Annotated in this window: 20 protein-coding genes; 16 read left to right on the forward strand and 4 right to left on the reverse strand. The window is 65.8% G+C overall.

What is annotated here, in order from left to right; genetic code table 11:
- The first annotated feature begins 41 nt into the window (after positions 1-41).
- The 6 genes from HNP46_RS04655 (at position 42) to HNP46_RS04680 (ending at position 6,745) form a co-directional block, all read left to right on the forward strand.
- Positions 42-1,952: an ATP-binding cassette domain-containing protein gene (locus HNP46_RS04655; RefSeq protein WP_184586329.1), complete on the forward strand. Its 1,911-nt coding sequence runs from the start codon at positions 42-44 to the stop codon at positions 1,950-1,952.
- Positions 1,952-2,518: a mechanosensitive ion channel family protein gene (locus tag HNP46_RS04660; protein WP_184586330.1), complete on the forward strand. Its 567-nt coding sequence runs from the start codon at positions 1,952-1,954 to the stop codon at positions 2,516-2,518. Before HNP46_RS04655 ends, HNP46_RS04660 begins: the two co-directional genes overlap by 1 nt.
- A 15-nt stretch (positions 2,519-2,533) precedes the next feature.
- The gene (locus HNP46_RS04665) at positions 2,534-3,295 is read left to right on the forward strand and encodes a TerC family protein (RefSeq protein ID WP_184586331.1); all 762 of its coding nucleotides are present in this window, start codon (positions 2,534-2,536) and stop codon (positions 3,293-3,295) included.
- Between the two features lie 245 nt (positions 3,296-3,540).
- Complete coding sequence (locus HNP46_RS04670; RefSeq protein ID WP_184586332.1) at positions 3,541-4,170, forward strand: LysE family transporter; 630 nt, start codon at positions 3,541-3,543, stop codon at positions 4,168-4,170.
- 128 nt (positions 4,171-4,298) lie between these two features.
- Complete coding sequence (locus HNP46_RS04675) at positions 4,299-6,200, forward strand: cytochrome c/FTR1 family iron permease (RefSeq protein WP_184586333.1); 1,902 nt, start codon at positions 4,299-4,301, stop codon at positions 6,198-6,200.
- A 74-nt stretch (positions 6,201-6,274) separates the two neighbouring features.
- Positions 6,275-6,745, forward strand: a complete 471-nt coding sequence (locus HNP46_RS04680; protein WP_184586334.1) for a YaiI/YqxD family protein — start codon at positions 6,275-6,277, stop codon at positions 6,743-6,745.
- A 135-nt stretch (positions 6,746-6,880) separates the two neighbouring features.
- Here the strand turns inward: HNP46_RS04680 and elbB are convergent, their stop codons facing one another.
- On the reverse strand, positions 6,881-7,531 hold the full coding sequence (gene elbB / locus HNP46_RS04685) for an isoprenoid biosynthesis glyoxalase ElbB (RefSeq protein WP_184586335.1): 651 nt from the start codon (positions 7,529-7,531) through the stop codon (positions 6,881-6,883).
- A gap of 127 nt (positions 7,532-7,658) precedes the next feature.
- Here elbB and HNP46_RS04690 point away from each other — a divergent pair, with 127 nt between their 5' ends.
- Positions 7,659-8,897, forward strand: coding sequence for a sterol desaturase family protein (locus HNP46_RS04690; RefSeq protein ID WP_184586336.1), 1,239 nt, complete (start codon positions 7,659-7,661; stop codon positions 8,895-8,897).
- Between the two features lie 13 nt (positions 8,898-8,910).
- Here the strand turns inward: HNP46_RS04690 and HNP46_RS04695 are convergent, their stop codons facing one another.
- Positions 8,911-9,471, reverse strand: a complete 561-nt coding sequence (locus HNP46_RS04695) for a DedA family protein (protein ID WP_184586365.1) — start codon at positions 9,469-9,471, stop codon at positions 8,911-8,913.
- Positions 9,472-9,704: 233 nt separating this feature from the next.
- Between HNP46_RS04695 and hemB the strand changes: the two genes are divergently transcribed.
- Entirely contained in the window at positions 9,705-10,718 is a 1,014-nt protein-coding gene (hemB, locus tag HNP46_RS04700; protein ID WP_184586337.1) for a porphobilinogen synthase, read from the forward strand.
- Between the two features lie 23 nt (positions 10,719-10,741).
- A complete protein-coding gene (ppk1, locus tag HNP46_RS04705) occupies positions 10,742-12,946 on the forward strand; it encodes a polyphosphate kinase 1 (RefSeq protein ID WP_184586338.1) in 2,205 nt (734 codons plus the stop codon).
- A gap of 227 nt (positions 12,947-13,173) precedes the next feature.
- On the opposite strand, the gene ppx is transcribed toward ppk1, so the two are convergent.
- Positions 13,174-14,676, reverse strand: coding sequence for an exopolyphosphatase (ppx, locus tag HNP46_RS04710; RefSeq protein ID WP_184586339.1), 1,503 nt, complete (start codon positions 14,674-14,676; stop codon positions 13,174-13,176).
- Positions 14,677-14,866: 190 nt separating this feature from the next.
- Here ppx and trxA point away from each other — a divergent pair, with 190 nt between their 5' ends.
- The 4 genes from trxA (at position 14,867) to HNP46_RS04730 (ending at position 19,595) form a co-directional block, all read left to right on the forward strand.
- Entirely contained in the window at positions 14,867-15,193 is a 327-nt protein-coding gene (gene trxA, locus HNP46_RS04715; RefSeq protein WP_081519510.1) for a thioredoxin TrxA, read from the forward strand.
- A 238-nt stretch (positions 15,194-15,431) separates the two neighbouring features.
- Entirely contained in the window at positions 15,432-16,694 is a 1,263-nt protein-coding gene (gene rho, locus HNP46_RS04720; protein ID WP_184586340.1) for a transcription termination factor Rho, read from the forward strand.
- Between the two features lie 221 nt (positions 16,695-16,915).
- A complete protein-coding gene (ubiD, locus tag HNP46_RS04725; RefSeq protein WP_184586341.1) occupies positions 16,916-18,382 on the forward strand; it encodes a 4-hydroxy-3-polyprenylbenzoate decarboxylase in 1,467 nt (488 codons plus the stop codon).
- 244 nt (positions 18,383-18,626) lie between these two features.
- Positions 18,627-19,595: a CDP-6-deoxy-delta-3,4-glucoseen reductase gene (locus HNP46_RS04730; protein ID WP_184586342.1), complete on the forward strand. Its 969-nt coding sequence runs from the start codon at positions 18,627-18,629 to the stop codon at positions 19,593-19,595.
- Positions 19,596-19,796: 201 nt separating this feature from the next.
- Here the strand turns inward: HNP46_RS04730 and HNP46_RS04735 are convergent, their stop codons facing one another.
- A complete protein-coding gene (locus HNP46_RS04735; protein WP_184586343.1) occupies positions 19,797-20,699 on the reverse strand; it encodes a LysR substrate-binding domain-containing protein in 903 nt (300 codons plus the stop codon).
- A 252-nt stretch (positions 20,700-20,951) separates the two neighbouring features.
- On the opposite strand from HNP46_RS04735, the gene HNP46_RS04740 reads away from it, so the two are divergent.
- The 3 genes from HNP46_RS04740 to HNP46_RS04750 are packed head-to-tail and all read left to right on the forward strand — an operon-like array spanning position 20,952 to position 23,815.
- Positions 20,952-22,070, forward strand: coding sequence for an ABC transporter ATP-binding protein (locus HNP46_RS04740; protein ID WP_184586344.1), 1,119 nt, complete (start codon positions 20,952-20,954; stop codon positions 22,068-22,070).
- Between the two features lie 12 nt (positions 22,071-22,082).
- Positions 22,083-23,009, forward strand: a complete 927-nt coding sequence (locus tag HNP46_RS04745) for an ABC transporter permease (RefSeq protein WP_184586345.1) — start codon at positions 22,083-22,085, stop codon at positions 23,007-23,009.
- Positions 23,009-23,815, forward strand: coding sequence for an ABC transporter permease (locus tag HNP46_RS04750; protein ID WP_184586346.1), 807 nt, complete (start codon positions 23,009-23,011; stop codon positions 23,813-23,815). The genes HNP46_RS04745 and HNP46_RS04750 overlap by 1 nt, the downstream gene beginning before the upstream one ends.
- Position 23,816 lies beyond the last annotated feature (1 nt).

Here is a 23,816-nt window from a genome sequence, read left to right on the forward strand (position 1 = left end):
CCCACAGCGATTGCCAGGCGAAGCTGATAAACTCCGCCGCCATGATTCGACTACAAAATCTTACGCTACAGCGTGGCCCCCAGCGCTTGCTGGAAGGTGCCGAACTCACCCTGCACGCCGGACAGAAAGTCGGCCTGATCGGCGCCAACGGCGCCGGCAAGTCGAGCCTGTTCGCCCTGCTGCGCGGCCAGCTCGGCCAGGACGCCGGCGACTGCTACCTGCCGGCGGACTGGCGTATCGCGCACATGCGCCAGGAGGTCGATACCCTCGAGCGCCTCGCCGTCGATTATGTGCTCGACGGCGACGTGCACCTGCGCAAGATCCAGGCGGACCTCGCCGCGGCCGAAGATGCCCACGACGGCACCGCCCTGGCGCGCCTGCACAGCGAGCTGGACAGTGCCGATGGTTACACCGCCGACGCCCGTGCGCGCAAGCTGCTCGCCGGCCTGGGCTTCACCTCCGAGCAGATGGACCGCCGCGTCGGCGACTTCTCCGGCGGCTGGCGGATGCGCCTGAACCTGGCGCAGGCGCTGATGTGCCCGTCCGAACTGCTGCTGCTCGACGAACCCACCAACCACCTCGACCTCGACGCCATCCTCTGGCTGGAAGAGTGGCTCAAGGGCTACCCCGGCACGCTGCTGCTGATCTCCCACGACCGCGACTTCCTCGACGCCGTGGTGGACAACATCGCCCACCTCGAACAGCGCAAGCTGACCCTGTACCGCGGCGGCTACTCGGCCTTCGAACGCACCCGCGCCGAACGCCTCGCCCAGCAGCAACAGGCGTTCGAGAAGCAGCAGGCGCAGCGCGCGCACATGGAAAAATACATCGCCCGCTTCCGCGCCCAGGCCACCAAGGCCCGCCAGGCGCAGAGCCGGATCAAGGCGCTGGAACGCCTGGAAGAACTGGCACCGGCCCACGTCGATTCGCCGTTCGACTTCGCCTTCCGCGAGTCCGACAAGATTTCCAGCCCGCTGCTGAACCTCTCCGAAGCGCGGCTGGGCTACGGCGAGAAAGCCGTGCTGGAGAAGGTCAAGCTGCAGCTGGTGCCCGGCGCGCGCATCGGCCTGCTGGGCCCCAACGGCGCGGGCAAGTCGACCCTGATCAAGACCCTGTCCGGCGACCTGTCGCTGCTGTCCGGTGAGCTCGCCCGTGGCGAGAACCTCGCCATCGGCTACTTCGCCCAGCACCAGCTCGACTCGCTGGACCCCAAGGCCAGCCCGCTGCTGCACCTGGCGCGCATCGCGCCAGCCGAGCGCGAGCAGACCCTGCGCGACTTCCTCGGCGGCTTCGACTTCCGTGGCGAGCGCTGCGATGAGCCGGTGCTGAATTTCTCCGGTGGCGAGAAGGCGCGCCTGGCCCTGGCGCTGATCGCCTGGCAGAAGCCCAACCTGCTGCTGCTCGACGAACCGACCAACCACCTCGACCTGGAAATGCGTCTGGCGCTGACCCTGGCGCTGCAGGAATTCTCCGGCGCGGTGGTGGTGGTGTCCCACGATCGTCACCTGCTCAAGAGCACCACCGACGAATTCTTCCTGGTGGCCGACGGGTGCATCCGCGAGTTCGACGGCGACCTCGACGACTACGCCCGCTGGCTGGTGGACTTCCGCGCGCGGCAGACCCCGGCTTCGCCCGGCGCCCCGGCCGGCGACAAGACCGACAAACGTGCCCAGCGCCAGGCCGCCGCGGCCCTGCGCCAGCAGCTCGCCCCGCACAAGCGCGAGGCCGACAAGCTGGAGAAGGAGCTGGGCAAGGTCCACGAGCAGCTCGCCGAACTGGAGCAACGCCTGGGCGACAGCGCGCTCTACGAAGCCTCGCGCAAGGACGAACTGCGCGACCTGCTGGCCCGCCAGGCGACCCTGAAAACCCGTGAGAGCGAGCTGGAAGAGTCCTGGCTGCTGGCCCTGGAAACCCTCGAAGAGCTGCAGCGTCAGCTCGAGGCCAGCGAGTGATGGATGACGTCAGCCTGCTGGTGGCCTGGAGCGAACCGCTGCTGCGCGGCGGGCAGATCATTCTCATCCTGCTGCTGGCCTGGGGCGTGCAGCGCCTCGTGACGCGCGCCATCAGCCGCCTGGGCGAACGCTATCCGATGCCGCCGGAACTGCTGCTGCCGCTGCGCGGCGGCCTGCGCTGGCTGATCATGGGCTCGGCGCTGATGCTGGTGCTGGAGCGCCTGGGGGTCTCCGCCGACGTGCTGTGGGCGGCGCTGACCGGCTTTGCCGCAGTCGCGGCGGTCGCGTTCTTCGCCATCTGGAGCGTGCTCTCCAACCTGTTCTGCGCGCTGATGATCTTCACCATGGGGCCGTTCCGCCTGGGTGATCGCGTGGAAGTCATCGAGTCCGCCGACAAGCCCGGCGTGAAGGGCCGGGTGATCGCCATCAACCTGCTCTACACCACGCTGGAAGAAGTTGCCGAGGACGGCACCCCCGGCGCGCTGCTGCAGGTGCCGAACAACCTGTTCTTCCAGAAGGCCATCCGCCGCTGGCGCGGCCCGAATTTCCCCACCACCACCCCTTAACGGACATCCCCCACTATGGAATGGCTGACAAGCCCTGAAATCTGGGTTGCCTTTCTGACCCTGACCGCCCTGGAAATCGTCCTGGGCATCGACAACATCATCTTCATCTCGATCCTGGTCGGCCGCCTGCCGCCCGCCCAGCAACCCAAGGCGCGCTTCTTCGGCCTGGCGCTGGCGATGGGTACGCGCATCCTGCTGCTGCTGTCGATCACCTGGGTGATGCGCCTCACCGCCGACCTGTTCACCGTGTTCGACCACGGCATCTCCGGGCGCGACCTGATCCTGTTCTTCGGCGGCCTGTTCCTGCTGTTCAAGAGCACCATGGAAATCTTCCACAGCCTCGAAGGGGCGGAAGAGGGCGGCCAGAGCGGCGGCAAGTCGCGCGGCTTCATGGGCATCATCATCCAGATCGCGATCATCGACATCGTCTTCTCCCTGGACTCGGTGATCACCGCCGTCGGCCTGGTGCAGCACGTGCCGGTGATGGTCGCGGCCATCGTCATCTCGGTCGGCGTGATGATGCTGTCGGCCGGCACCATCAGCGCCTTCATCGAGAAGCACCCGTCGCTGAAGATGCTGGCGCTGTCCTTCCTTATCGTGGTCGGCACCGTGCTGATCGCCGAGGCCTTCGAGATCCACGTGCCCAAGGGCTACGTGTACTTCGCCATGGCCTTCTCGCTGGCGGTGGAGGCGATCAACATCCGCCTGCGCGGCGCCCTGGCGCGCAAGCGCGGCGGCGAAGAGCCGGTGAAGCTGCGCAAGGACATTCCGAGCTGATCGGTTCGTCGTGATGAATGAAAAGCCCGGCCTGGTGCCGGGCTTTTTCTTTGGGTGCAGGTAGGAGCGAGCTTGCTCGCGAACTGCCCCAATACGGGAGTGGCTGGGAAATCCTGTTCGCGAGCAAGCTCGCTCCTACAGGGGGCCCGGTGTTCGTCGGCAACGCTGGGCGAGTCGGCGCGACTGAGGCACACTGGCTGCCCGTAACAAATTATTGCGCCTGCCTGAGCGCCACGAGGTCCGACATGCTCGCCAGTACCTGGTTCGCCTTCTTCATCGCCTGCTGGATCATCAGCCTGTCGCCCGGCGCCGGGGCCATCGCCTCGATGTCCTGCGGCCTGCAGTACGGCTTCTGGCGTGGCTACTGGAATGCCCTGGGCCTGCAGATCGGCCTGGCCCTGCAGATCGCCGTGGTCGCCGCCGGCGTGGGTGCGCTGCTTTCGGCTTCGGCGGTCGCCTTCAGCGCGATCAAGTGGTTCGGCGTGGTCTACCTGGTCTATCTCGCCTATCGCCAATGGACCGCCGCGCCCCAGGTGATGGACGCCGGCGGCGAGCGCCCCATCGGCCGGCCGCTGTCGCTGGTGCTGCGCGGCTTCCTGGTCAACGCCAGCAATCCCAAGGCGGTGATCTTCATGCTCGCGGTGCTGCCGCAGTTCGTCGATCCGCACCGGCCGATGGCGATGCAGTACGTGATCATGGGCGCCACCATGATCACCGTCGACCTGATCGTCATGGCCGGCTACACCGGCCTGGCCGCCCGCGTGCTGCGTGCGCTGCGCTCGCAACGCCAGCAGAAGGTGATGAATCGCACTTTCGCCACCCTCTTCGTGGGCGCCGCCGGGCTGCTCGCCACCGTGCGCCGCGCCCCGGTCTGAGGGCGTTTGCGCGTGTTCCGGAGCGCTCGCCCGAGCACTCCGGGCGCAACTCTTCGGGACATTGTCCTTGCATAGACGGAAACCTGAGGTGACAATTTAACCTCTTTCATTCTCATTTACCTTCCCGTATGCGCCCCTCCAAACTTTGCGTCTGGCTGTTGCCGCTGGTCGGCCTTTTCAGCCTTGGAGCTCAAGCCGACACGGCTGTCGACCCCTCCCAAGCCCTGCACCTGCTCAGTTATCTCGCTGCTGACTACCCGGCCACCGTCACCGACGGCAAGGTCGTGGACGAGAGCGAGTACAAGGAGCAGCTCGAATTCGTCGGCAACCTGCAGGCGTTGATCATCACCCTGCCGCCCGTTGCCGAACGCGCCGACCTGGAAAAGGCCGCTGCCAGCCTCAAGCAGGCCATCGAGCAGCGCCATCCGGGCAAGCAGGTCGCCCAGCAGGCCCGTCACCTGGAGGCGCGCGTCGCCGATATCTACCAGGTGGTACAGACCCCGGCGATCACCCCGGACGCGACCCGCGGCGCCGAGGTCTACACCCAGCAGTGCTCGATCTGCCACGGTGACGCCGGCAAGGGCGATGGCCCGGCGGGCATCGGCCTGGAGCCGCCGCCGGCCAACCTGACCGACCGCGCGCGCCTCGATCAGCTGAGTCTCTATGACCTGCGCAACGTCATCGGCCTGGGCGTTTCCGGCACCGACATGCCGGCCTTCGCCGACCAGCTCGACGAGCGCCAGCGCTGGGACCTGGCGTCCTATGTCGCCAGCCTCAGCGCCGGCCAGGCCAAGCCCGACCCGGCCCACGCCTACCCGCTGGCGACCCTGGCGACCCAGACCCCGGCGGAAGTCGCCGAGCGTGATGGTGACGCCGCGGCCGAGAGCTTCCGTGCCCTGCGTGCCCATCCGCCGCTGGAGCACCGCGGCCCGGCGCAGCAGATCGACTACACCACCGTGACCCTGGACAAGAGCTTCGCCGTGTACCGCTCCGGCGACCACGACCAGGCCTACGACCTGTCCGTGGCGGCCTACCTGGAAGGCTTCGAGCTGGTGGAAAGCTCGCTGGACAACGTCGACGCCGACCTGCGCAAGGCCACCGAGAAGCAGCTGATGGCCTACCGTCAGGCGCTGCGTGACGGCCTGCCGGAAGCCGAAGTCGCCCAGCAGCTGGCGCTGGCCAAGGCCAAGCTGGCGGATGCTGCCAAGGCCCTGAGCGGCGACTCGCTGAGCTTCTCCATCAGCTTCGTCTCGGCCCTGCTGATCCTCCTGCGCGAAGGCGTGGAAGCGATCCTGGTGCTCGCGGCGATCCTCGCCTTCCTCCGTAACACCGGGCAGGAGTCGGCCGTGCGCGGCGTCCACGTCGGCTGGGGCCTGGCCTTCGTCGCCGGCTTCGCCACCTGGGCGGTCGCGGCCTACGTGATCAATATCGGCGGCGCCCAGCGCGAGCTGATGGAAGGCTTCACCTCGCTGTTCGCCTGCGTGATGGTGCTCTGGCTCGGCGTGTGGATGCACGATCGCCGGCATGCCGCCGCCTGGCAGGACTACATCCGCAGCAGCCTGGTCGGTGGCGGTGGCCGCTTCGGCTTCGCCGTGCTGGCGTTCTTCTCGGTCTACCGCGAGCTGTTCGAGGTCATCCTGTTCTACGAGACCCTCTGGCTACAGGCCGGCCCGGCTGGCCACAACGCGGTGATCGCCGGTGCGGGCACCGCCGTGGTGATCCTGATCGGCATCGCCTGGGTGATCCTGCGCGGCTCGGCCAAGCTGCCGCTGAAGCTGTTCTTCACCATCAACGCCGCGCTGCTCTGCGCCCTGTCGGTGGTGTTCGCCGGCCATGGCGTGGTGGCGCTGCAGGAAGCCGGCGTGATCGGTACCCGTCCGGTGCCGTTCTTCGACTTCGACTGGCTCGGCATCAAGGCAGACGCCTACTCGCTGTCGGCCCAGGCCGTGGCACTGCTGGCGGTGGCCGTGCTCTACGGGCGCAGCTACTTCTCCGAGCGGCGCAAGGCTACCGAGGTTGCCTCCTCCTGAGGCGATAGCCGAGCGACAGACGACGGCCAGTGCGATACTGGCCGTCGTGCTTTCTGGAGATTGGTTTTCCGATTATGCGTATCTGGATCGATGCCGACGCCTGCCCGCGTGCGGCCAAGGAGCTGGTGGCGAAGTTCGCCTTGAAGCGCAAGCTGGAGGTGGTGATGGTCGCCGGCCAGCCCGTGGCCAAGCCGCCGTTCGCCTGCGTCAGCCTCATCGTCGTGCCCAGCGGCATGGACGCCGCCGACGATTACCTGGTGGAGCAGGCCGAGCCGGGCGACCTGGTGATCTGCAGCGACGTGCCGCTGGCCGACCGCCTGGTGAAGAAGGGCGTCGATGCGCTGGACCCGCGCGGCCGCGAGTTCGACGAGAAGAACATGGGCGAGCGCCTGGCGGTGCGCAACCTGTTTACCGACCTGCGCGAGCAGGGCCAGGTGGGGGGAGGGCAGGCGCCCTATGGCGACAAGGACCGCCAGGCCTTCGCCAATGGCCTGGACCGGCTGCTGACGCGGCTGCTGCGCGAAGCGGAAGCTCGCAAGCCCTGACCTGAAAACGCCCGGCATCGCCGGGCGTTTTCATTTGGGTTGGCCGAGCGTAGGAGCGGACTTCGTCCGCGATGGCTTCCGGCGCGATGCGGACCTCTCGCGGACGGAGTCCGCTCCTACAGGATCGATGGTTCCTCAGGCCAGCTCCAGCACCCGATCGACGGCCTTGTTGATGCCGCTGGCGGCTTCGGCGATGGACTGCGCGAGCATGTAGGCCGGGGTGGTGACCAGCTTGTGGTCCTTGTCCTCGACGATGTTCTCCACGCTGCAATCGATGTGCTTGGCGCCCATGCTGGTCAGCGCCTGGGCGGTGCCCTCGTCGGTGCCGATGGTGCATTCCACCCCTTCGCCGAAGATCCGCGCGGCCATGGCTGGGGCGATGCAGAACAGGCCGACCGGCTTCTTCGCCGCAGCGAAGGCTTTGGCCAGGGCCAGCAGGTCTGGCTGCACCTGGCACTGGTCGCCCTTGAAGGCGAAGTCGCTGAGGTTCTTCGCGGCGCCGAAGCCGCCGGGTACCACCAGGGCGTCGAAGTCTTCCACCCTGGCCTCGCGGATATCCTTGATCTCGCCGCGGGCGATACGCGCGGATTCCACCAGTACGTTGCGCTTCTCCGCCACTTCTTCGCCGGTCAGGTGGTTGAGCACGTGGTGCTGCTCCATGTCCGGGGCGAAGCACTGCACCTGGGCGCCGCGCTGGGACAGGCGCAGCAGGGTGATCACGCTTTCGTGGATCTCGGCGCCGTCGTAGACGCCACAACCGGAGAGGATTACCGCAACTTTCTTCATGGACTGCTCCTGTTCGAGGGGGCCGGGGCTGTCGCGATATGCCGCCCGGGCTGTCGCCGGCGGCCGTGGCCGCCGGCAGGCAAGGGACTAGGATCCTTGGGCATAAGCATAACGACTCGGCTGCGCCATGAACTACATCCTCTTTGCCGTCCCCTTCTTTTTCCTCCTGATCGCGATCGAGCTGCTCGCCGACCGCTGGCGCGGCATGCGCACCTACCGCCTGAGCGATGCGCTGAACAGTCTCAGCGCCGGTGTGCTGTCCACCACCAGCGGCCTGCTGACCAAGGGCCTGGCGGTGCTCACCTACGCCATCGCCTGGCAGCACCTGGCGCTCTTCGAGCTGTCTGCGCAGAACCTCTGGGTCTGGCTGTTCGCCTTCGTCTTCTACGACTTCTGCTACTACTGGAACCACCGCCTGGGCCATGAGCGCAACGTGCTCTGGGCCGCGCATTCGGTGCACCACCAGAGCGAGGACTACAACCTTTCCACCGCCCTGCGGCAGACCAGCACCGGATTCCTCTTCGGCTGGATCTTCTACCTGCCCATGGCCATCGCCGGCGTGCCGCCACTGGTGTTCCTCACCGTCGGTGCGCTGAACCTGCTCTACCAGTTCTGGGTGCACACCCGGCACATTCCCAAGCTGGGCTGGTTCGAGTGGATTTTCATCACCCCGTCCAACCACCGCGTGCACCACGCGCAGAACCCGGTCTACATGGATCGCAACTACGGTGGCGTGTTCATCGTCTGGGACCGCCTGTTCGGCACCTTCCAGGAGGAGCTGGACGAGGAGCCGGTGGTGTTCGGCGTGACCGTGCCGCTGGCCAGCTGGAACCCGCTGTGGGCCAACCTGCAGGTCTATGCGCACCTGTGGAACGATGCTCGCCGCGCGGAAAGCCTGTGGGACAAACTGCGTATCTGGTTCATGCGCACCGGCTGGCGCCCCGCGGACGTCGCCCAGCGCTATCCCATGGCCAAGCCGGACCTGGCGGCCTTCCGCAAGTTCGAGGTGCCGCTGAGCCGCGGCCGGCAGTGGTACGCCGGGTTGCAGTTCGTCACCTACGTGGTGGTGGGTACCTGGCTGCTGGGCGTTGGCGAGCATTGGCAGGTGCTGCCGCTGGTGATCGGCTGGAGCTGGGTGGCTTTCGGCTTGTATGCCATCGGCTGCTGGCTGGAGAACCGCGCCTGGGCATTGCGCATGGAGTTGCTGCGACTGGCGCTGAACGTGCCGGCGGTGGCGGCACTGGCCACCTGGGGCGGGATCGAGTTGCCGCAATGGACGCCCTGGGCGCTGGCGGTCTATTCGCTGCTCAGTCTGATCGGGCTGCTGGGCCTGCGCCGCGCCGAGCGCCTGCCCCAGGCGGTCTGAGCGTCTGGCGTGCTTATTCGGCCTTGCTGGCCTTGAAGCGGCGACGCAGCCAGAACAGCAGGCCGATCACCACGAAGCCGCCGAGCACCATGAGCTCGTACTTCTTGATGTTGCCCAGCACGCCTTCCAGCACGCTGCCGAAGTAGAAGGCCGCGCTGCCCAGTACCGTGGCCCAGACGATGGCGCCGATGCCGTTGAGCAGCAGGTAGCGCGCCGGCGGATAGCCGGACAGGCCGATGGCCACCGGCATCACGGTGCGCAGGCCGTAGACGAAGCGGAAGCTGAGCACCCACAGGTCCGGGTGCTTGCGCACGTGCTCCAGGGCCCTGTCGCCCATCTTCTGCCAGCTCGGCTTGCGCGCGAGCAGCTTGCGGCCATGGCGACGGCCGAGGAAATACCACAGCTGATCGCCGGCGTAGCTGCCGAAGAAGGCCACTGCGATGACGTACTCCAGCTGCATGTAGCCGCGGAAGGCGAGGAAGCCGGCCAGCACGAGAATGGTCTCACCCTCGAAGAACGTGCCGAGAAACAGCGCGAAGTAGCCGAAATCCTGCAGGAATTGTTGGAGCATTATCGAGGCAACGCAGCGAAATGAACGCGAAGCCTAACCCGGTTGTCGCCTGGGGGGAAGGCACCTCGATTCCTACGACTGACCTGGAGCAAGTCTGTAAGGGCCCGTAGCGGCGACCTGCCGCTGCGGCAGGATGCCGCGACCAAGGGTCACTGTTACCTGCTGTTACCAATCGGTCATAATTCAGGGCTATAACTGTCACACTGTGCCTGCTGTATCAGGCCCTGGAGTACGCCGTGAGCTTCATTCCCGCCGATCGAGCCTTCCCCTTCACCCGACTGCGCCGCAACCGTCGTGACGAATTCTCCCGCCGTCTGGTGCGCGAGAACGTCCTGACTGCCAACGACCTGATCCTTCCGGTGTTCGTTCTCGACGGCAAGAATCAGCGGGAAGCGGTGCCCTCGATGCCGGGCGTGGAGCGCATGTCCATCGATCTGCTGCTCAAGGAAGCCGAGGAACTGGTGGAACTGGGCATCCCGGCGCTGGCGCTGTTCCCGGTGACCCCGCTGGAAAAGAAATCCCTCGATGGCGCCGAAGCCTTCAACCCGGACGGCATCGCCCAGCGCGCTACCCGCGCCCTGCGTGAGCGTTTCCCGGAGCTGGGCATCATCACCGACGTGGCCCTGGACCCGTTCACCAGCCACGGCCAGGACGGCATCCTCGATGAAGACGGCTACGTCCTGAACGATATTTCCGTCGATGTGCTGGTCAAACAGGCGCTTTCCCACGCCGAAGCCGGTGCCCAGGTCGTGGCTCCCTCGGACATGATGGACGGCCGCATCGGCGCGATCCGCGAGGCGCTGGAGTCCACCGGCCACATCAATACGCGCATCATGGCCTACTCGGCCAAGTACGCCAGCGCCTACTACGGCCCGTTCCGCGATGCAGTCGGCTCCGCCGCCAACCTGGGCAAGGGCAACAAGGCCACCTACCAGATGGACCCGGCCAACAGCGACGAGGCACTGCACGAGATCTACGCTGACCTCGCCGAAGGCGCCGACATGATCATGGTCAAGCCGGGCATGCCCTACCTGGACATCGTCCGCCGGGCCAAGGACGAGTTCCGCGCGCCGACCTTCGTCTACCAGGTCAGCGGCGAGTACGCCATGCACATGGCCGCGATCAACAACGGCTGGCTCAGCGAGGCGGTGATCCTCGAATCGCTGCTGGCCTTCAAACGCGCCGGCGCAGATGGCATCCTGACCTACTTCGCCAAACGTGCTGCACAACAGTTGAAACAAGGGGGCTGACCCCTCCGTCGATGAGAGTTGCGATGAATACCGAAGGCATTAGCGAAACCGAAGTGATCGAAGCTGACACCGCCGCCGAAGTGACTGAAGTCCTGGTCGCCGAGATCGTCGAGCCCGCGCCGGCACCCGCCGAGCCGGCGGCGCCGGCGATCAACGTGGACGACAGTGCCCTCTACATTCATCGCGAGCTCTCGCAGCTGCAGTTCAACATCCGCGTGCTGGAGCAGGCGCTGGATGAGTCCTACCCGCTGCTGGAACGCCTGAAGTTCCTGCTGATCTTCTCCAGCAACCTCGACGAGTTCTTCGAGATCCGCGTCGCCGGCCTGAAGAAGCAGATCACCTTCGCCCGCGAACAGGCCGGCGCCGACGGCCTGCTGCCGCACCAGGCGCTGGCGCGCATCAGCGAGCAGGTGCACGAGCAGGTTGCCCGCCAGTACAGCATCCTCAACGACATCCTGTTGCCGGAGCTGGCCAAGCACGACATCCGCTTCATCCGCCGCCGCTACTGGACGCCGAAGATCAAGGCCTGGGTCCGGCGCTTCTTCCGCGACGAGATCGCGCCGATCGTCACCCCGATCGGCCTCGACCCGACCCACCCGTTCCCGCTGCTGGTGAACAAGAGCCTGAACTTCATGGTCGAGCTCGAGGGCCTGGACGCCTTCGGGCGCGACTCCGGCCTGGCGATCATCCCGGCGCCGCGCTCGCTGCCGCGGATCATCCGCCTGCCCGAGGAAGTCGCCGGCGCCGGCGACAACTATGTGTTCCTCTCGTCGATGATCCACGCCCATGCCGATGATCTGTTCAACGGCATGAAGGTGAAGGGCTGCTACCAGTTCCGCCTGACCCGTAACGCCGACCTCTCGGTGGACGCCGAAGATGTCGAGGACCTGGCCCGCGCGCTGCGCGGCGAGCTGTTCTCGCGGCGCTACGGCGACGCGGTGCGCCTGGAGGTGGTGGACACCTGCCCGACGCACCTGTCCAACTACCTGCTCAAGCAGTTCGGACTGTCCGAGACGGAGCTGTACCGCGTCAGTGGGCCGGTCAACCTGACCCGCCTGTTCAGCGTCACCGGGCTGGCCAGCCACCCGGAGCTGCAGTCGCCGCCGTTCACCCCGACGATCCCCAAGCTGCTGCAGAAGAAGGAAAACCTGTTCAACGTGCTGGGCAAGCTCGACGTGCTGCTGATGCACCCGTTCGAGTCCTTCACCCCGGTGATCGACCTGCTGCGCCAAGCCGCCAAGGACCCCAGCGTGCTGGCGATCAAGCAGACGCTGTACCGCTCCGGCGCCAACTCCGAGATCGTCGACGCGCTGGTGGAAGCCGCGCGTAACGGCAAGGAAGTCACCGTGGTGATCGAGCTGCGGGCGCGCTTCGACGAAGAATCCAACCTGCAGCTGGCCAGCCGTCTGCAGCAGGCCGGCGCCGTGGTGATCTACGGCGTGGTGGGCTTCAAGACCCACGCCAAGATGCTGCTGATCCTCCGTCGCGAGGACGGCGAGCTGCGCCGCTACGCGCACCTGGGCACCGGCAACTACCACGCCGGCAACGCCCGCCTGTATACCGACTACAGCCTGCTGACCGCCGACGTGGCGCTCTGCGAGGACCTGCACAAGCTGTTCAACCAGCTGATCGGCATGGGCAAGACCCTGCGCATGAAGAAGCTCCTGCACGCGCCCTTCACCCTGAAGAAGAACCTGCTGGAGATGATCAACCGCGAGGCCGCCCAGGCCGCCGAGGGCAAGCCGGCGCACATCATGGCCAAGGTCAACTCGCTGACCGACGCCAAGGTCATCCGCGCGCTGTACAAGGCCAGCCAGGCCGGCGTGAAGATCGACCTGGTGGTGCGCGGCATGTGCTGTCTGCGCCCGGGCGTGCCGGGCGTGTCGCACAACATCCAGGTGCGTTCGATCATCGGCCGCTTCCTCGAGCACAGCAGGATCTACTACTTCCTCAACGGCGGCGAGGAGAAGCTCTATCTCTCCAGCGCCGACTGGATGGAACGTAACCTCGACATGCGCGTGGAGACCTGCTTCCCGGTGGAGGGCAAGAAACTCGTGCTGCGGGTGAAGAAGGAGCTGGAGTCCTACCTGACCGACAACACCCAGGCCTGGGTGCTGCAGTCCGACGGCAGCTACGTGCGCCAGAGCCCCAGCGGCAACCAGAACGCCCGCAACGCCCAGGCGACCCTGCTGGAGCGCCTCTGCACGCCGGTGATCAGCGTTCGCTGAGCCAGCGTTGGCATGATCGAAGCCCTGCCGTTCGCGGCAGGGCTTTTTTCTGCGCGTCCGGCAAGTTGCGTGCAGGCTGGAAATGATCGCGGACGGAGTCCGCTCCTACGCCCGGCACCCCGATGCCACCTGCTACTGTAGGAGCGGACTCCGTCCGCGATCGGGTGGGGCCTAAAGAAAAAGGCCCCGGCGCTTGCGCGGCGGGGCCTTGTCGTTTCGGGGGGCGATCAGCTCACGCTGAGCGAGTAACCCACGCGCTTGATCCACTCGGCTTCCTGCTCGAAGTCCGCCTGGGTCAGCGGGTTGGCTTCCAGCCAGCCCTTGGGGAAGCTGACGTTGAGCGCCTTGCCGGAGGCCTTGAGGGCTACGGCCGGCATCTCCTGGGTGCCACGGATGTGGTGGAAGAGGATGGCGAAGCGCAGCACGATGCACAGGCGGATCAGCTTGTCGCCCTCGTCGCCCAGCTCGTTGAACTTGTCCGCCGGAATGTTGCGGCGATGGCCACGCACCAGCAGGGCCAGGGTCAGCTGGTCGACGCGGGAGAAACCGGCCAGGTCCGAGTGCTCCAGCAGGTAGGCGCCGTGCTTGTGGTAGTGGTAGTGGGCGATGTCCAGGCCCAGCTCGTGGACGCGCGCGGCCCACATCAGCAGTTCGCGGTGGCCGTCGTCGGTCAGGTCCCAGGCCTTGGCGACCTGATCCAGGGATTCCAGCGCCTTGGTCTCTACCCGCGCCGCCTGTTCCGGATCGACGTGGTAGCGCTCCATCAGCGCGCTGATGGTGCGTTCGCGGACGTCCTCGTGGTGGTGGCGGCCGAGCAGGTCGTAGAGCACGCCCTCGCGCAGGGCGCCTTCGGAGTGGGTCATGCGGGTCAGTTCGAGGGCATCGAACAGCGCCTCGAGGATCGCCATGCCGGCCGGGAAGATCGGCCGGCGATCGGGCTTGATGCCGTCGATGTCGAGCTTGTCGACCTCGCCCAGCTTGAACATCTTGCGCTTGAGCCAGGCCAGGCCTTCCGGATTGATCTCGCCATTGCCGTGACCGCCGGCCTGGATCGCCAGGCAGATCGCGCGGATGGTGCCGGAGGCGCCGACGGCCTCGTCCCAGCCCAGGCGGCGCAGGCTGTTCTCGATGCTCATCAGTTCCAGGCGCGCCGAGGTGTAGGCCTGGGCGTAGCGTGCCGGGGTGATCTTGCCGTCCTTGAAATAGCGCTGGGTGAAGCTCACGCAGCCCATCTGCAGGCTCTCGCGCAGCTGCGATTCGAACTGCTGGCCGATGATGAATTCGGTGCTGCCGCCGCCGATGTCGACCACCAGGCGCTTGCCGGGGTTGTCCGGCAGGGTGTGCGAGACGCCCAGGTAGATCAGGCGCGCTTCCTCGCGGCCGGAGATGACCTCCACCGGGTGGCCGAGGATCTGGTCGGCGACACGGATGAAATCGCCGCGGTTGCGTGCCTCGCGCAGGGCGTTGGTGCCGACCACGCGGACCGAGCCGGGCGGCATGCCGCTGATGAACTGGGCGAACTGCTTCAGGCAGTCGTAGCCGCGCTGCATGGATTCTTCGGTGAGCAGGCGGTCCTCGCCGATGCCGGCGGCCAGCTGGACCTTCTCGCCCATGCGTTCGAGGATGCGGATCTCGCCGTGATCGGCCTTCGCCAGGACCATGTGGAAACTGTTCGAGCCAAGGTCAATGGCCGCGATCATCGGGAAGGTCTTGGCAGGGGTATGAGGCATAGGGGGAGGTCCGGACAAATACGGGAGACATCCTGCCATTTTAGGCAGGTGGTGCCAATGAAGGGGTTGTCACCGATCAGAAGTCACCGCGGCAGCGATAGATACACTCAATCGGCTGCGCCTTTCGGTGTGGGCCGAGGCGGGATATGATGGCGGACACTTTTTCGCATCCGATTGACGGAGAGAATACATGAGCGAACATATCGTCAATGTTACCGATGCCAGCTTCGAGCAGGACGTACTGAAGTCCGATAGTCCCGTGCTGGTCGACTACTGGGCCGAATGGTGCGGCCCGTGCAAGATGATCGCCCCGGTACTCGACGAGATCGCCAAGGACTATCAGGGCAAGCTGAAAGTCTGCAAGCTGAACATCGACGAGAACCAGGACACCCCGCCGAAGTACGGCGTACGTGGCATTCCGACCCTGATGCTGTTCAAGGGCGGCAACGTCGAAGCGACCAAGGTCGGCGCACTGTCCAAGTCGCAGCTGGCTGCCTTCCTCGACAGCAACATCTAAGTCGAGAAGTCCTGAAAAGCCCCGCCAATGCGCGGGGTTTTTTCGTTATTGCCCCTAGACGCTCTGAAACTCGGGTGTTAAATTCGGGCGCACAACGATTGTTTCGTTGTCCCCTGCAAGCCGTCGCCGACGCACTTCCCATTCGAATTCCAAGCGATCCTGTCCGTCATCTACGGCGCGGCTCTTCAAGCATCACGCTTGTTCCCTTTTCCCCTTTCAGCGTATTTACGTCCCTTCTATGAATCTGACCGAACTCAAGCAAAAGCCGATTGCCGAATTGCTGGAAATGTCCGATGCCATGGGCCTGGAAAACATGGCCCGTTCGCGCAAGCAGGACATCATCTTCGCGCTGCTGAAGAAGCACGCGAAAAGCGGCGAGGAAATCTCCGGTGACGGCGTGCTGGAGATTCTCCAGGATGGCTTCGGCTTCCTGCGCTCCGCCGATTCCTCGTACCTGGCCGGCCCTGACGACATCTACGTCTCGCCCAGCCAGATCCGTCGCTTCAACCTGCGCACGGGCGACACCATCATCGGCAAGATTCGGCCGCCCAAGGAAGGCGAGCGCTACTTTGCGCTGCTGAAAGTCGATTCGATCAACTTCGATCGTCCGGAGAACGCGAAGAACAAGATTCTCTTCGAGAACCTGACGCCGCTGTTCGCCAACAAGCGCATGAAGATGGAAGCCGGTAACGGTTCCACCGAGGACCTGACCGGTCGGGTCATCGACCTCTGCGCCCCGATCGGCAAAGGCCAGCGCGGCCTGATCGTCGCCCCGCCGAAAGCCGGCAAGACCATCATGCTGCAGAACATCGCGGCCAACATTGCGCGCAACAACCCCGAGTGCCACCTGATCGTCCTGCTGATCGACGAGCGCCCGGAAGAAGTGACCGAGATGCAGCGCACCGTGCGCGGCGAAGTGGTCGCCTCCACCTTCGACGAACCGCCGACCCGCCACGTGCAGGTCGCCGAGATGGTGATCGAGAAGGCCAAGCGCCTGGTCGAGCACAAGAAGGACGTGATCATCCTGCTCGACTCCATCACCCGTCTGGCCCGTGCCTACAACACCGTGATCCCCAGCTCCGGCAAGGTGCTCACCGGTGGTGTCGACGCCCACGCCCTGGAAAAGCCCAAGCGCTTCTTCGGCGCCGCGCGCAACATCGAGGAAGGCGGTTCGCTGACCATCCTCGCCACCGCGCTGATCGAAACCGGCTCGAAGATGGACGAAGTGATCTACGAGGAATTCAAGGGTACCGGCAACTCGGAACTCATCCTCGACCGTCGCATCTCGGAAAAACGCGTGTTCCCGGCGATCAACATCAATCGCTCCGGCACCCGTCGTGAAGAGCTGCTCACCGGTGAGGAAGAGCTGCAGCGCATGTGGATCCTGCGCAAGATCCTCCACCCGATGGATGAGATCGCTGCCGTGGAATTCCTCCTCGACAAGCTGCGCCAGACCAAGACAAACGACGAGTTCTTCGACTCGATGAAGCGCAGCAAGTAAGAGTCGCCGGCAAATCTGTTCTGGCGTTGTTGCCTGGCCCCTGCCGTACACGAAGTACTGTCTGAGGCCAGGCGTCTAGCCAGAACCGCTTCGCTCAGATTTGTCAGCGACTCTGCGCGCTTCTGCAATGCCACGAGGCCGGGGAAACCCGGCCTTCGTGTTTCTGCCCGGCGCGGATAGGCGGTAGACTGTCGCATCATCCTGCCGCCATCGAGATCCTCATGCAGTATCGCGACCTGCGCGAGTTCATCGCTGCCCTGGAGCAGCGCGGACAGCTCAAGCGCATCCAGGCGCCGGTATCCCCGGTGCTGGAAATGACCGAGGTGTGCGACCGCACCCTGCGCGCCAAGGGCCCGGCCCTGCTGTTCGAAAAGCCCACCGGCTTCGACATGCCCGTACTCGGCAACCTGTTCGGTACGCCCGAGCGCGTGGCCTTAGGGATGGGCGCGGAAGACGTCTCCGAACTGCGCGAGATCGGCAAGCTGCTGGCCTTCCTCAAGGAGCCGGAGCCGCCCAAGGGGCTGAAGGACGCCTGGTCGAAGCTGCCGATCTTCAAGAAGGTCATCAACATGGCGCCCAAGGTCCTCAAGGACGCGCCGTGCCAGGAAGTGATCGAGGAGGGCGACGACGTCGACCTGTCGAAGCTGCCGGTGCAGACCTGCTGGCCCGGCGACGTCGCGCCGCTGATCACCTGGGGCCTGACGGTCACCCGCGGGCCGAACAAGGAACGGCAGAACCTGGGCATCTACCGCCAGCAGGTGATCGGCCGCAACAAGGTCATCATGCGCTGGCTCAGCCACCGTGGCGGCGCGCTGGACTTCCGCGAGTGGTGCCAGAAGCATCCTGGCCAGCCCTATCCGGTGGCCGTGGCCCTCGGTGCGGACCCGGCGACCATCCTCGGCGCCGTCACCCCGGTGCCGGACAGCCTCTCCGAGTACGCCTTCGCCGGCCTGCTGCGCGGGCACAAGACCGAGCTGGTCAAGTGCATCGGCAATGACCTGCAGGTGCCGGCCAGCGCCGAGATCGTCCTCGAAGGGGTGATCCATCCTGGCGAGATGGCCGATGAAGGCCCGTATGGCGACCACACCGGCTACTACAACGAGGTGGACCGCTTCCCGGTGTTCACCGTCGAGCGCATCACCCGCCGGCAGAAACCGATCTACCACAGCACCTACACCGGCCGCCCGCCGGATGAGCCGGCGATCCTCGGCGTGGCGCTGAACGAAGTGTTCGTGCCGATCCTGCAGAAGCAGTTCCCCGAGATCACCGACTTCTACCTGCCGCCCGAAGGCTGCTCGTACCGCATGGCGGTGGTGACCATGAAGAAGCAGTACCCCGGCCACGCCAAGCGCGTGATGCTCGGTGTCTGGTCGTTCCTGCGACAGTTCATGTACACCAAGTTCGTTATCGTCACCGACGACGACATCAACGCCCGCGACTGGAACGACGTGATCTGGGCCATCACCACGCGCATGGACCCCAAGCGCGACACGGTGATGATCGACAACACGCCGATCGACTACCTGGACTTCGCCTCGCCGATCTCCGGCCTGGGCTCGAAGATGGGCCTGGACGCCACCCACAAGTGGCCGGGCGAGACCAGCCGCGAATGGGGCCGGGTGATCGAGAAGGACCCGGCGGTGACCCGCCGCGTCGACGAAATCTGGGCGAGCCTGGGTATCGATTGATGTGCCAGGCGATCTCGCAAGAGTGAGCTGACTATCGAGTGGGCAGATCAAAAGCCCCTCACCCTGACCCTCTCCCGCAAGCGGGAGAGGGGACCGTCCGGTGCCGGCTGAAGCCATGGTGTCAGCCGGCGCGGAATACCCCCTCTCCCTGAGGGAGAGGGTTGGGGTGAGGGGTGGAAGTGCAGGCACGGAGTATCGGGAAGAGCCAGTTGCTCCTGCAAAATCAAAAGAACGAGAACAGCGCTTGAAAGTGACCTTGCAACCCTCCGGCGCCCAGCTCGAGCTGCAGCCCGGGGAACGTATCCTCGATGGTGCGCGGCGCCTGGGCTACGACTGCCCGCAGAGCTGCCGCAACGGCAACTGCCATATCTGCGCGGCGCTGCTGGTGGAAGGCCGCGTGCGCCAGAACGGCGAGGTGCGCGACCACGGTGAGCTCTTCACCTGCCTGGCCGAGCCGCTGGAAGACTGCGTGCTGCACTGGGACGGCGTGCTCGCCCCCGGCGAGCTGCCGGTGCGCAAGCTGTCCTGCCAGCTGACCCTCTGCGAGCCGGTGGGCGGCGACGTCTGGCGCGTGCGCCTGCGCGCGCCGGCCGGCAAGCCGCCGCGCTACCACGCTGGCCAGTACGTGCTGATCGAGCGCGAAGGCAGCGACCCGGCGGCCTTCTCCCTGGCCTCTGCGCCGCAGGAAGGGCGTGACCTGGAGCTGCACATCCTGGCCCGCGAGAACAGCGCCATCGACCTGCTGGCGCAGCTGCAGCGCGACAAATTCGCCCGCGTGCAGATGCCCTTCGGCGATGCGCACCTGGCCGACCTGCCGGACGGCCCGCTGGTGCTGATCGCCGCTGGCACCGGCATGGCGCAGATGCACAGCCTGATCGAATTCTGCCGCGCCACCGGCTTCGCCCACCCGGTACACCTGTACTGGGGCGTGCGCCGCCCGGAAGACTTCTACGAGCTGCCGCACTGGGAGCAGTGGGAAAGCGTGCCCAACCTGCATCTGCACCAGATCGTCAGCGACCTGTGCGGCTGGCAGGGGCGCTGCGGCCTGCTGCATGAGGCGGTGTGCGAGGACTTCGCCGAACTGTCCGGGCTGCGCGTCTACGCCAGCGGTTCGCCGGCGATGGTCTACGGCACCCTGGATGCGCTGGTGGCGGCGGGGATGGACCCGCATCAGATGCGGGCCGACGTGTTCGCCTACGCTCCACGCGGATGATTCAATCCGAGCGGTGCCGGTGAAGACCTACGTAGGATGGGTGGAGCGCAGCGATACCCATGCTGTCGGTGCGCGAGAAGCGATGGGTATCGCTGCGCTCCACGCCATCCTACGTTCGCAGGCAAGCGAGTGGGGTAGACATAGAATCTCCTACTGTCCTACGCCGCTTTGGGCTCCCGCATAGCCACGTGACCCACGCGGTCAGGCAGATTGGCCGCTGGAAAACTCTTCCTGCAACGCCGCCCGAATCCAGTCCTCGAACCAGGCCACATCGGCGCTCACCGCGCCGGTGGGGAGCAGCAGCTGGTAGCTCTCCAAGGGCACTTCCTCGGGCAGCGGCCGCACCAGGGTGCCGGCGGCCAGCTGGTGCTTCACCAGCACCAGGTTGGCCAGGGCGATGCCATGGCCTGCTTCGGCCATGGACAGTGCGTGGTCGTTGCTGACGTAGAGCACGTCGGAACTCACCCGCAGGTCCAGGCCGATGGTGGACAGCCAGAGGTTCCACCATTCACCGTCGTCGACGTGGATCAGCTTGTGCCGGGCCAGTTCGTTCACGCTGGTCAGCGGGCCGTGCTCTTCGAGGTAGGAGGGTGAGCAGACGGGGAACACCGCCGGCCTCACCAGGGTGCTGTGGCACTGCGGATAGACGCCGGGAAGTCCGTAGACGATCCCAAGATCGGCGCTTTTGCCATTCACTTCGGTGAAAGTCGGGTTCGGCTCCACCGCCACCTTCAGGCCGGGGCGCTGCTGGCGCAGGGTTTCCAGGCGCGGCATCAGCCAGCGCTTGGCGAAGGCCGGCACCACCAGGATCTTCAGCCAGCGCGCGGTGCCGCCGGGGGCCAGCTCGTGGCCTGCGTCGGCGATCTGCTGCAGGGCTGTGGATATCTTCGCGTAGTAGCGCTGCCCGGCTGGCGTCAGGCTCACCCCGCGCGGGGTGCGCTCGAACAGCTGCACGCCCAGCCAGTCTTCCAGCAGCTTCACGTGACGGCCAATGGCCGGCTGCGTCACATGCAGGTCCTTCGAGGCGGCGACATAGCTGCCCAGCCGGGCGGCGGCCTCGAAGGCGCGGACGGCATTGAGCGGCGGAAGACGCTGGATCGACATGGTGTGGCCTCGTGGCGAACGCTCGTGTACCGAGCTGTTAGATTTTTAGCTGTTACTTTTTTTAATATCGAATGTAAGAAAATTGAGCTTTCCGCTCAACCACCTTTCTTCGAATATCCGCTTCAACAACACCACAACTTGGGCCTGACCCAAGGCCAGCGCTGCGATCCAGCGTCTCTAGTCCTGCCAGAACAACTACAAGATCCCCCGACCGCCTGCTGGTGGCGGAAGGGAAGGTACGGAGGTTTCACCATGAGTGCCCTGCACAGCCTGCAGACGGCGGCGGTCTCCATCCGCTCCGTGCGCAAGGTCTACGGCGACCCGGCGAGCGGTCCCGTCGCTCTGAAATGCGTCGACCTGGACATCCGCGATAACGAGTTCTTCACCCTGCTCGGCCCCTCCGGCTGCGGCAAGACCACCCTGCTGCGGATGATCGCCGGCTTCGAGTTCCCCACCTCCGGGGAAATCCAGCTGTACGGCGAGAACATCGCCGACCGACCGCCCTTCGAGCGCCCGGTGAACACCGTGTTCCAGCACTACGCGCTATTCCCGCACATGACCATCGCCGAGAACCTCGCCTTCGGCCTGGAATCCCACCCCATGGGCCAGCGCATGAGCAAGGCGCAGGTCGCCGAGCGCGTCCGCGAGATGCTCGCCCTGGTGCAGATGGAACGCTTCGCCCAGCGCAAGCCGACCCAGCTTTCCGGTGGCCAGCAGCAGCGTGTCGCCCTGGCCCGCGCGCTGGCGCCGCATCCCAAGGTGCTGCTGCTCGACGAGCCGCTCTCGGCGCTCGACCTCAAGCTGCGCCAGGCCATGCGCGAAGAGCTCAAGGCGATCCAGGCCAAGACCGGCATCACCTTCATCTTCGTCACCCATGACCAGGAAGAAGCCCTGACCATGTCCGACCGCATCGCCGTGCTCTCCGAGGGCGAGGTGCAGCAGGTCGGTCGTCCGGACGACATCTACGAACACCCGCGCAACCGCTTCGTCGCCGACTTCATCGGCGAGACCAACTTCCTCCCGGCGCGGGTCGAGAACTTCACCGGCGACTGCGCGCAGTACCGCCTCCCCGGCGACCAGCTGATCGAGGCCCCCGCTCACGAAGGCCTGAAGGTCGGCGCCGAGGTGACCCTGTCGATCCGCCCCGAGCGCCTGCAACTGGTGGCCGAGGACACGCCGTCCGCCACGCCCTGCAGCGTCGTCCAGCAGATCTACCTGGGCACCGATCTGCAGTACCAGGTCAGCCTCGCCGACGGCACCCGCCTGACGGTCCGCGCGCCCAACAGCGCCGGCCAGCGCGGTCGCCTGGTAGCCGGGCAACGCGCCGGGCTGCTGTTCGAGAAAGGCAGCGCCAGCGTCCTGGTGGACTGAGCGGGGGTGAGCATGAACAAAGTATCTACGCCGACCGGCAATGCGCTGGAGCGGCGCCAGGCGCTGCGCAGCTTCCTTGGCGTGTCGCCGGCGCTGGTCTCGATCGGGCTGTTCCTGATCGTGCCGATCTTCATCGTGGTCGGTTACTCGCTGATGCAGGCCAACCCCTACGGTGGGGTGAACCCGCACTTCAGCATCGACGCCTACGTCTCGCTGCTGTTCGAGCGCCAGCTCGACGACAGCCTGGCCTTCGCCGATTCGTACATGGTGATCGCGCTGCGCTCCATCGGCATCGCCGCGGCGACCACGGTGATCACCCTGCTGGTGGGCTTCCCGGTCGCGGTATGGCTGGCGATGCAGCCGGCGCACCGTCGCGGCCTGCTGATCTTCCTGATCACCGTGCCGTTCTGGGCCAACCTGCTGATCCGCACCTACGCCTGGATCCTGCTGCTGCGCGGCACCGGCGTGGTCAACGGCACGCTGATGGGCCTGGGAGTAATCAACCAGCCGCTGAACCTGCTCTACACCGACGGCGCGGTGCTGCTGGGCCTGGTCTACACCTACGCGCCCTTCGTCGTGCTGCCGATCTACGCGACCCTGGAGAAGATGGACATGCGCCTGCTGGAAGCGGCCCAGGACCTCTACGCCGGGCGTATCCGCACCCTGCGCAAGGTGGTCCTGCCGATCGCTCGTCCGGGGATCCTGGCCGGCGCCATCCTCACCTTCGTGCCCTGCCTGGGCGCGATGATCGCCCCCGAGCTGCTCGGCGGCGGCACCAAGATGATGCTCGGCAACCTGATCTTCCGGCAGTTCAGCGACTCGCGGAACTGGCCCTTCGGCGCGGCGCTGTCGCTGGTACTGATGGGCGCGGTAATGCTGGTGCTGATGTTCTACGCGATGCGCGCCGAACGCCTGCGCATCGCCCGGGGAGGTGAATGATGCTCTCGCTGCTGACTAAACGTCGCTTGGGCGTGCAGGATTTCCGTGGCTTCGGCGCGCTGAGTTTCCTGTTCTACCTGTACCTCTACGCGCCCATCGTGGTGCTGGTGGTGCTCTCGTTCAACGCCAACCAGTCCGCCACCGTGTGGACCGGCTTCAGCCTCGACTGGTACCGCGCCGCCTTCGCCAACCAGGCCCTGCGCCAGGCCGCCGGCAACAGCCTGCTGATCGCCGTGTGCGCCAGTGTGATCGCCACCGTGATTGCCACCCTGGCCGCGCTGGGCACCTCGCGCGGCGCCAAGTTCAAGGGTCTGCGCCTGTCCATGGGGGCGATCATGCTGCCGCTGGTGCTGCCGGAGATCGTCGTCGGCGTCGCCACCCTGGCGCTGTTCTCCACCCTCGGCCTGTCGCTGGGCTACGGCAACCTGATCATCGCCCACACGGTGTTCTGCATCCCGTTCGCCTACCTGCCGATCCGTGCCCGCCTCAACGACATGGACCTGTCCCTGGAGCAGGCCGCCGCCGACCTCTACGCCGGGCCCTGGCGGACCTTCCGCAAGGTCACCCTGCCGCTGCTGATGCCGGGGATCTTCTCCGGGCTGATGCTGGCCTTCATCGTCTCGCTGGATAACTTCGTGATCTCGATGATGGTCTCCCAGGCCGGCACCACCACCCTGCCGATCTTCATCTTCGGCCTGCTGCGCATGGGCGTGACGCCCGATGTGAACGCGGTGTCGACCCTGATCCTCGGCGTTTCCGTGCTGTTCGTAACCCTGTCCTACCTGCTCGGCAAGAAGAAGGCCTGAG

The organism is Pseudomonas nitroreducens, assembly GCF_014204515.1.
In the GTDB taxonomy this organism is placed as follows: Bacteria; Pseudomonadota; Gammaproteobacteria; order Pseudomonadales; family Pseudomonadaceae; genus Pseudomonas; species Pseudomonas nitritireducens_A.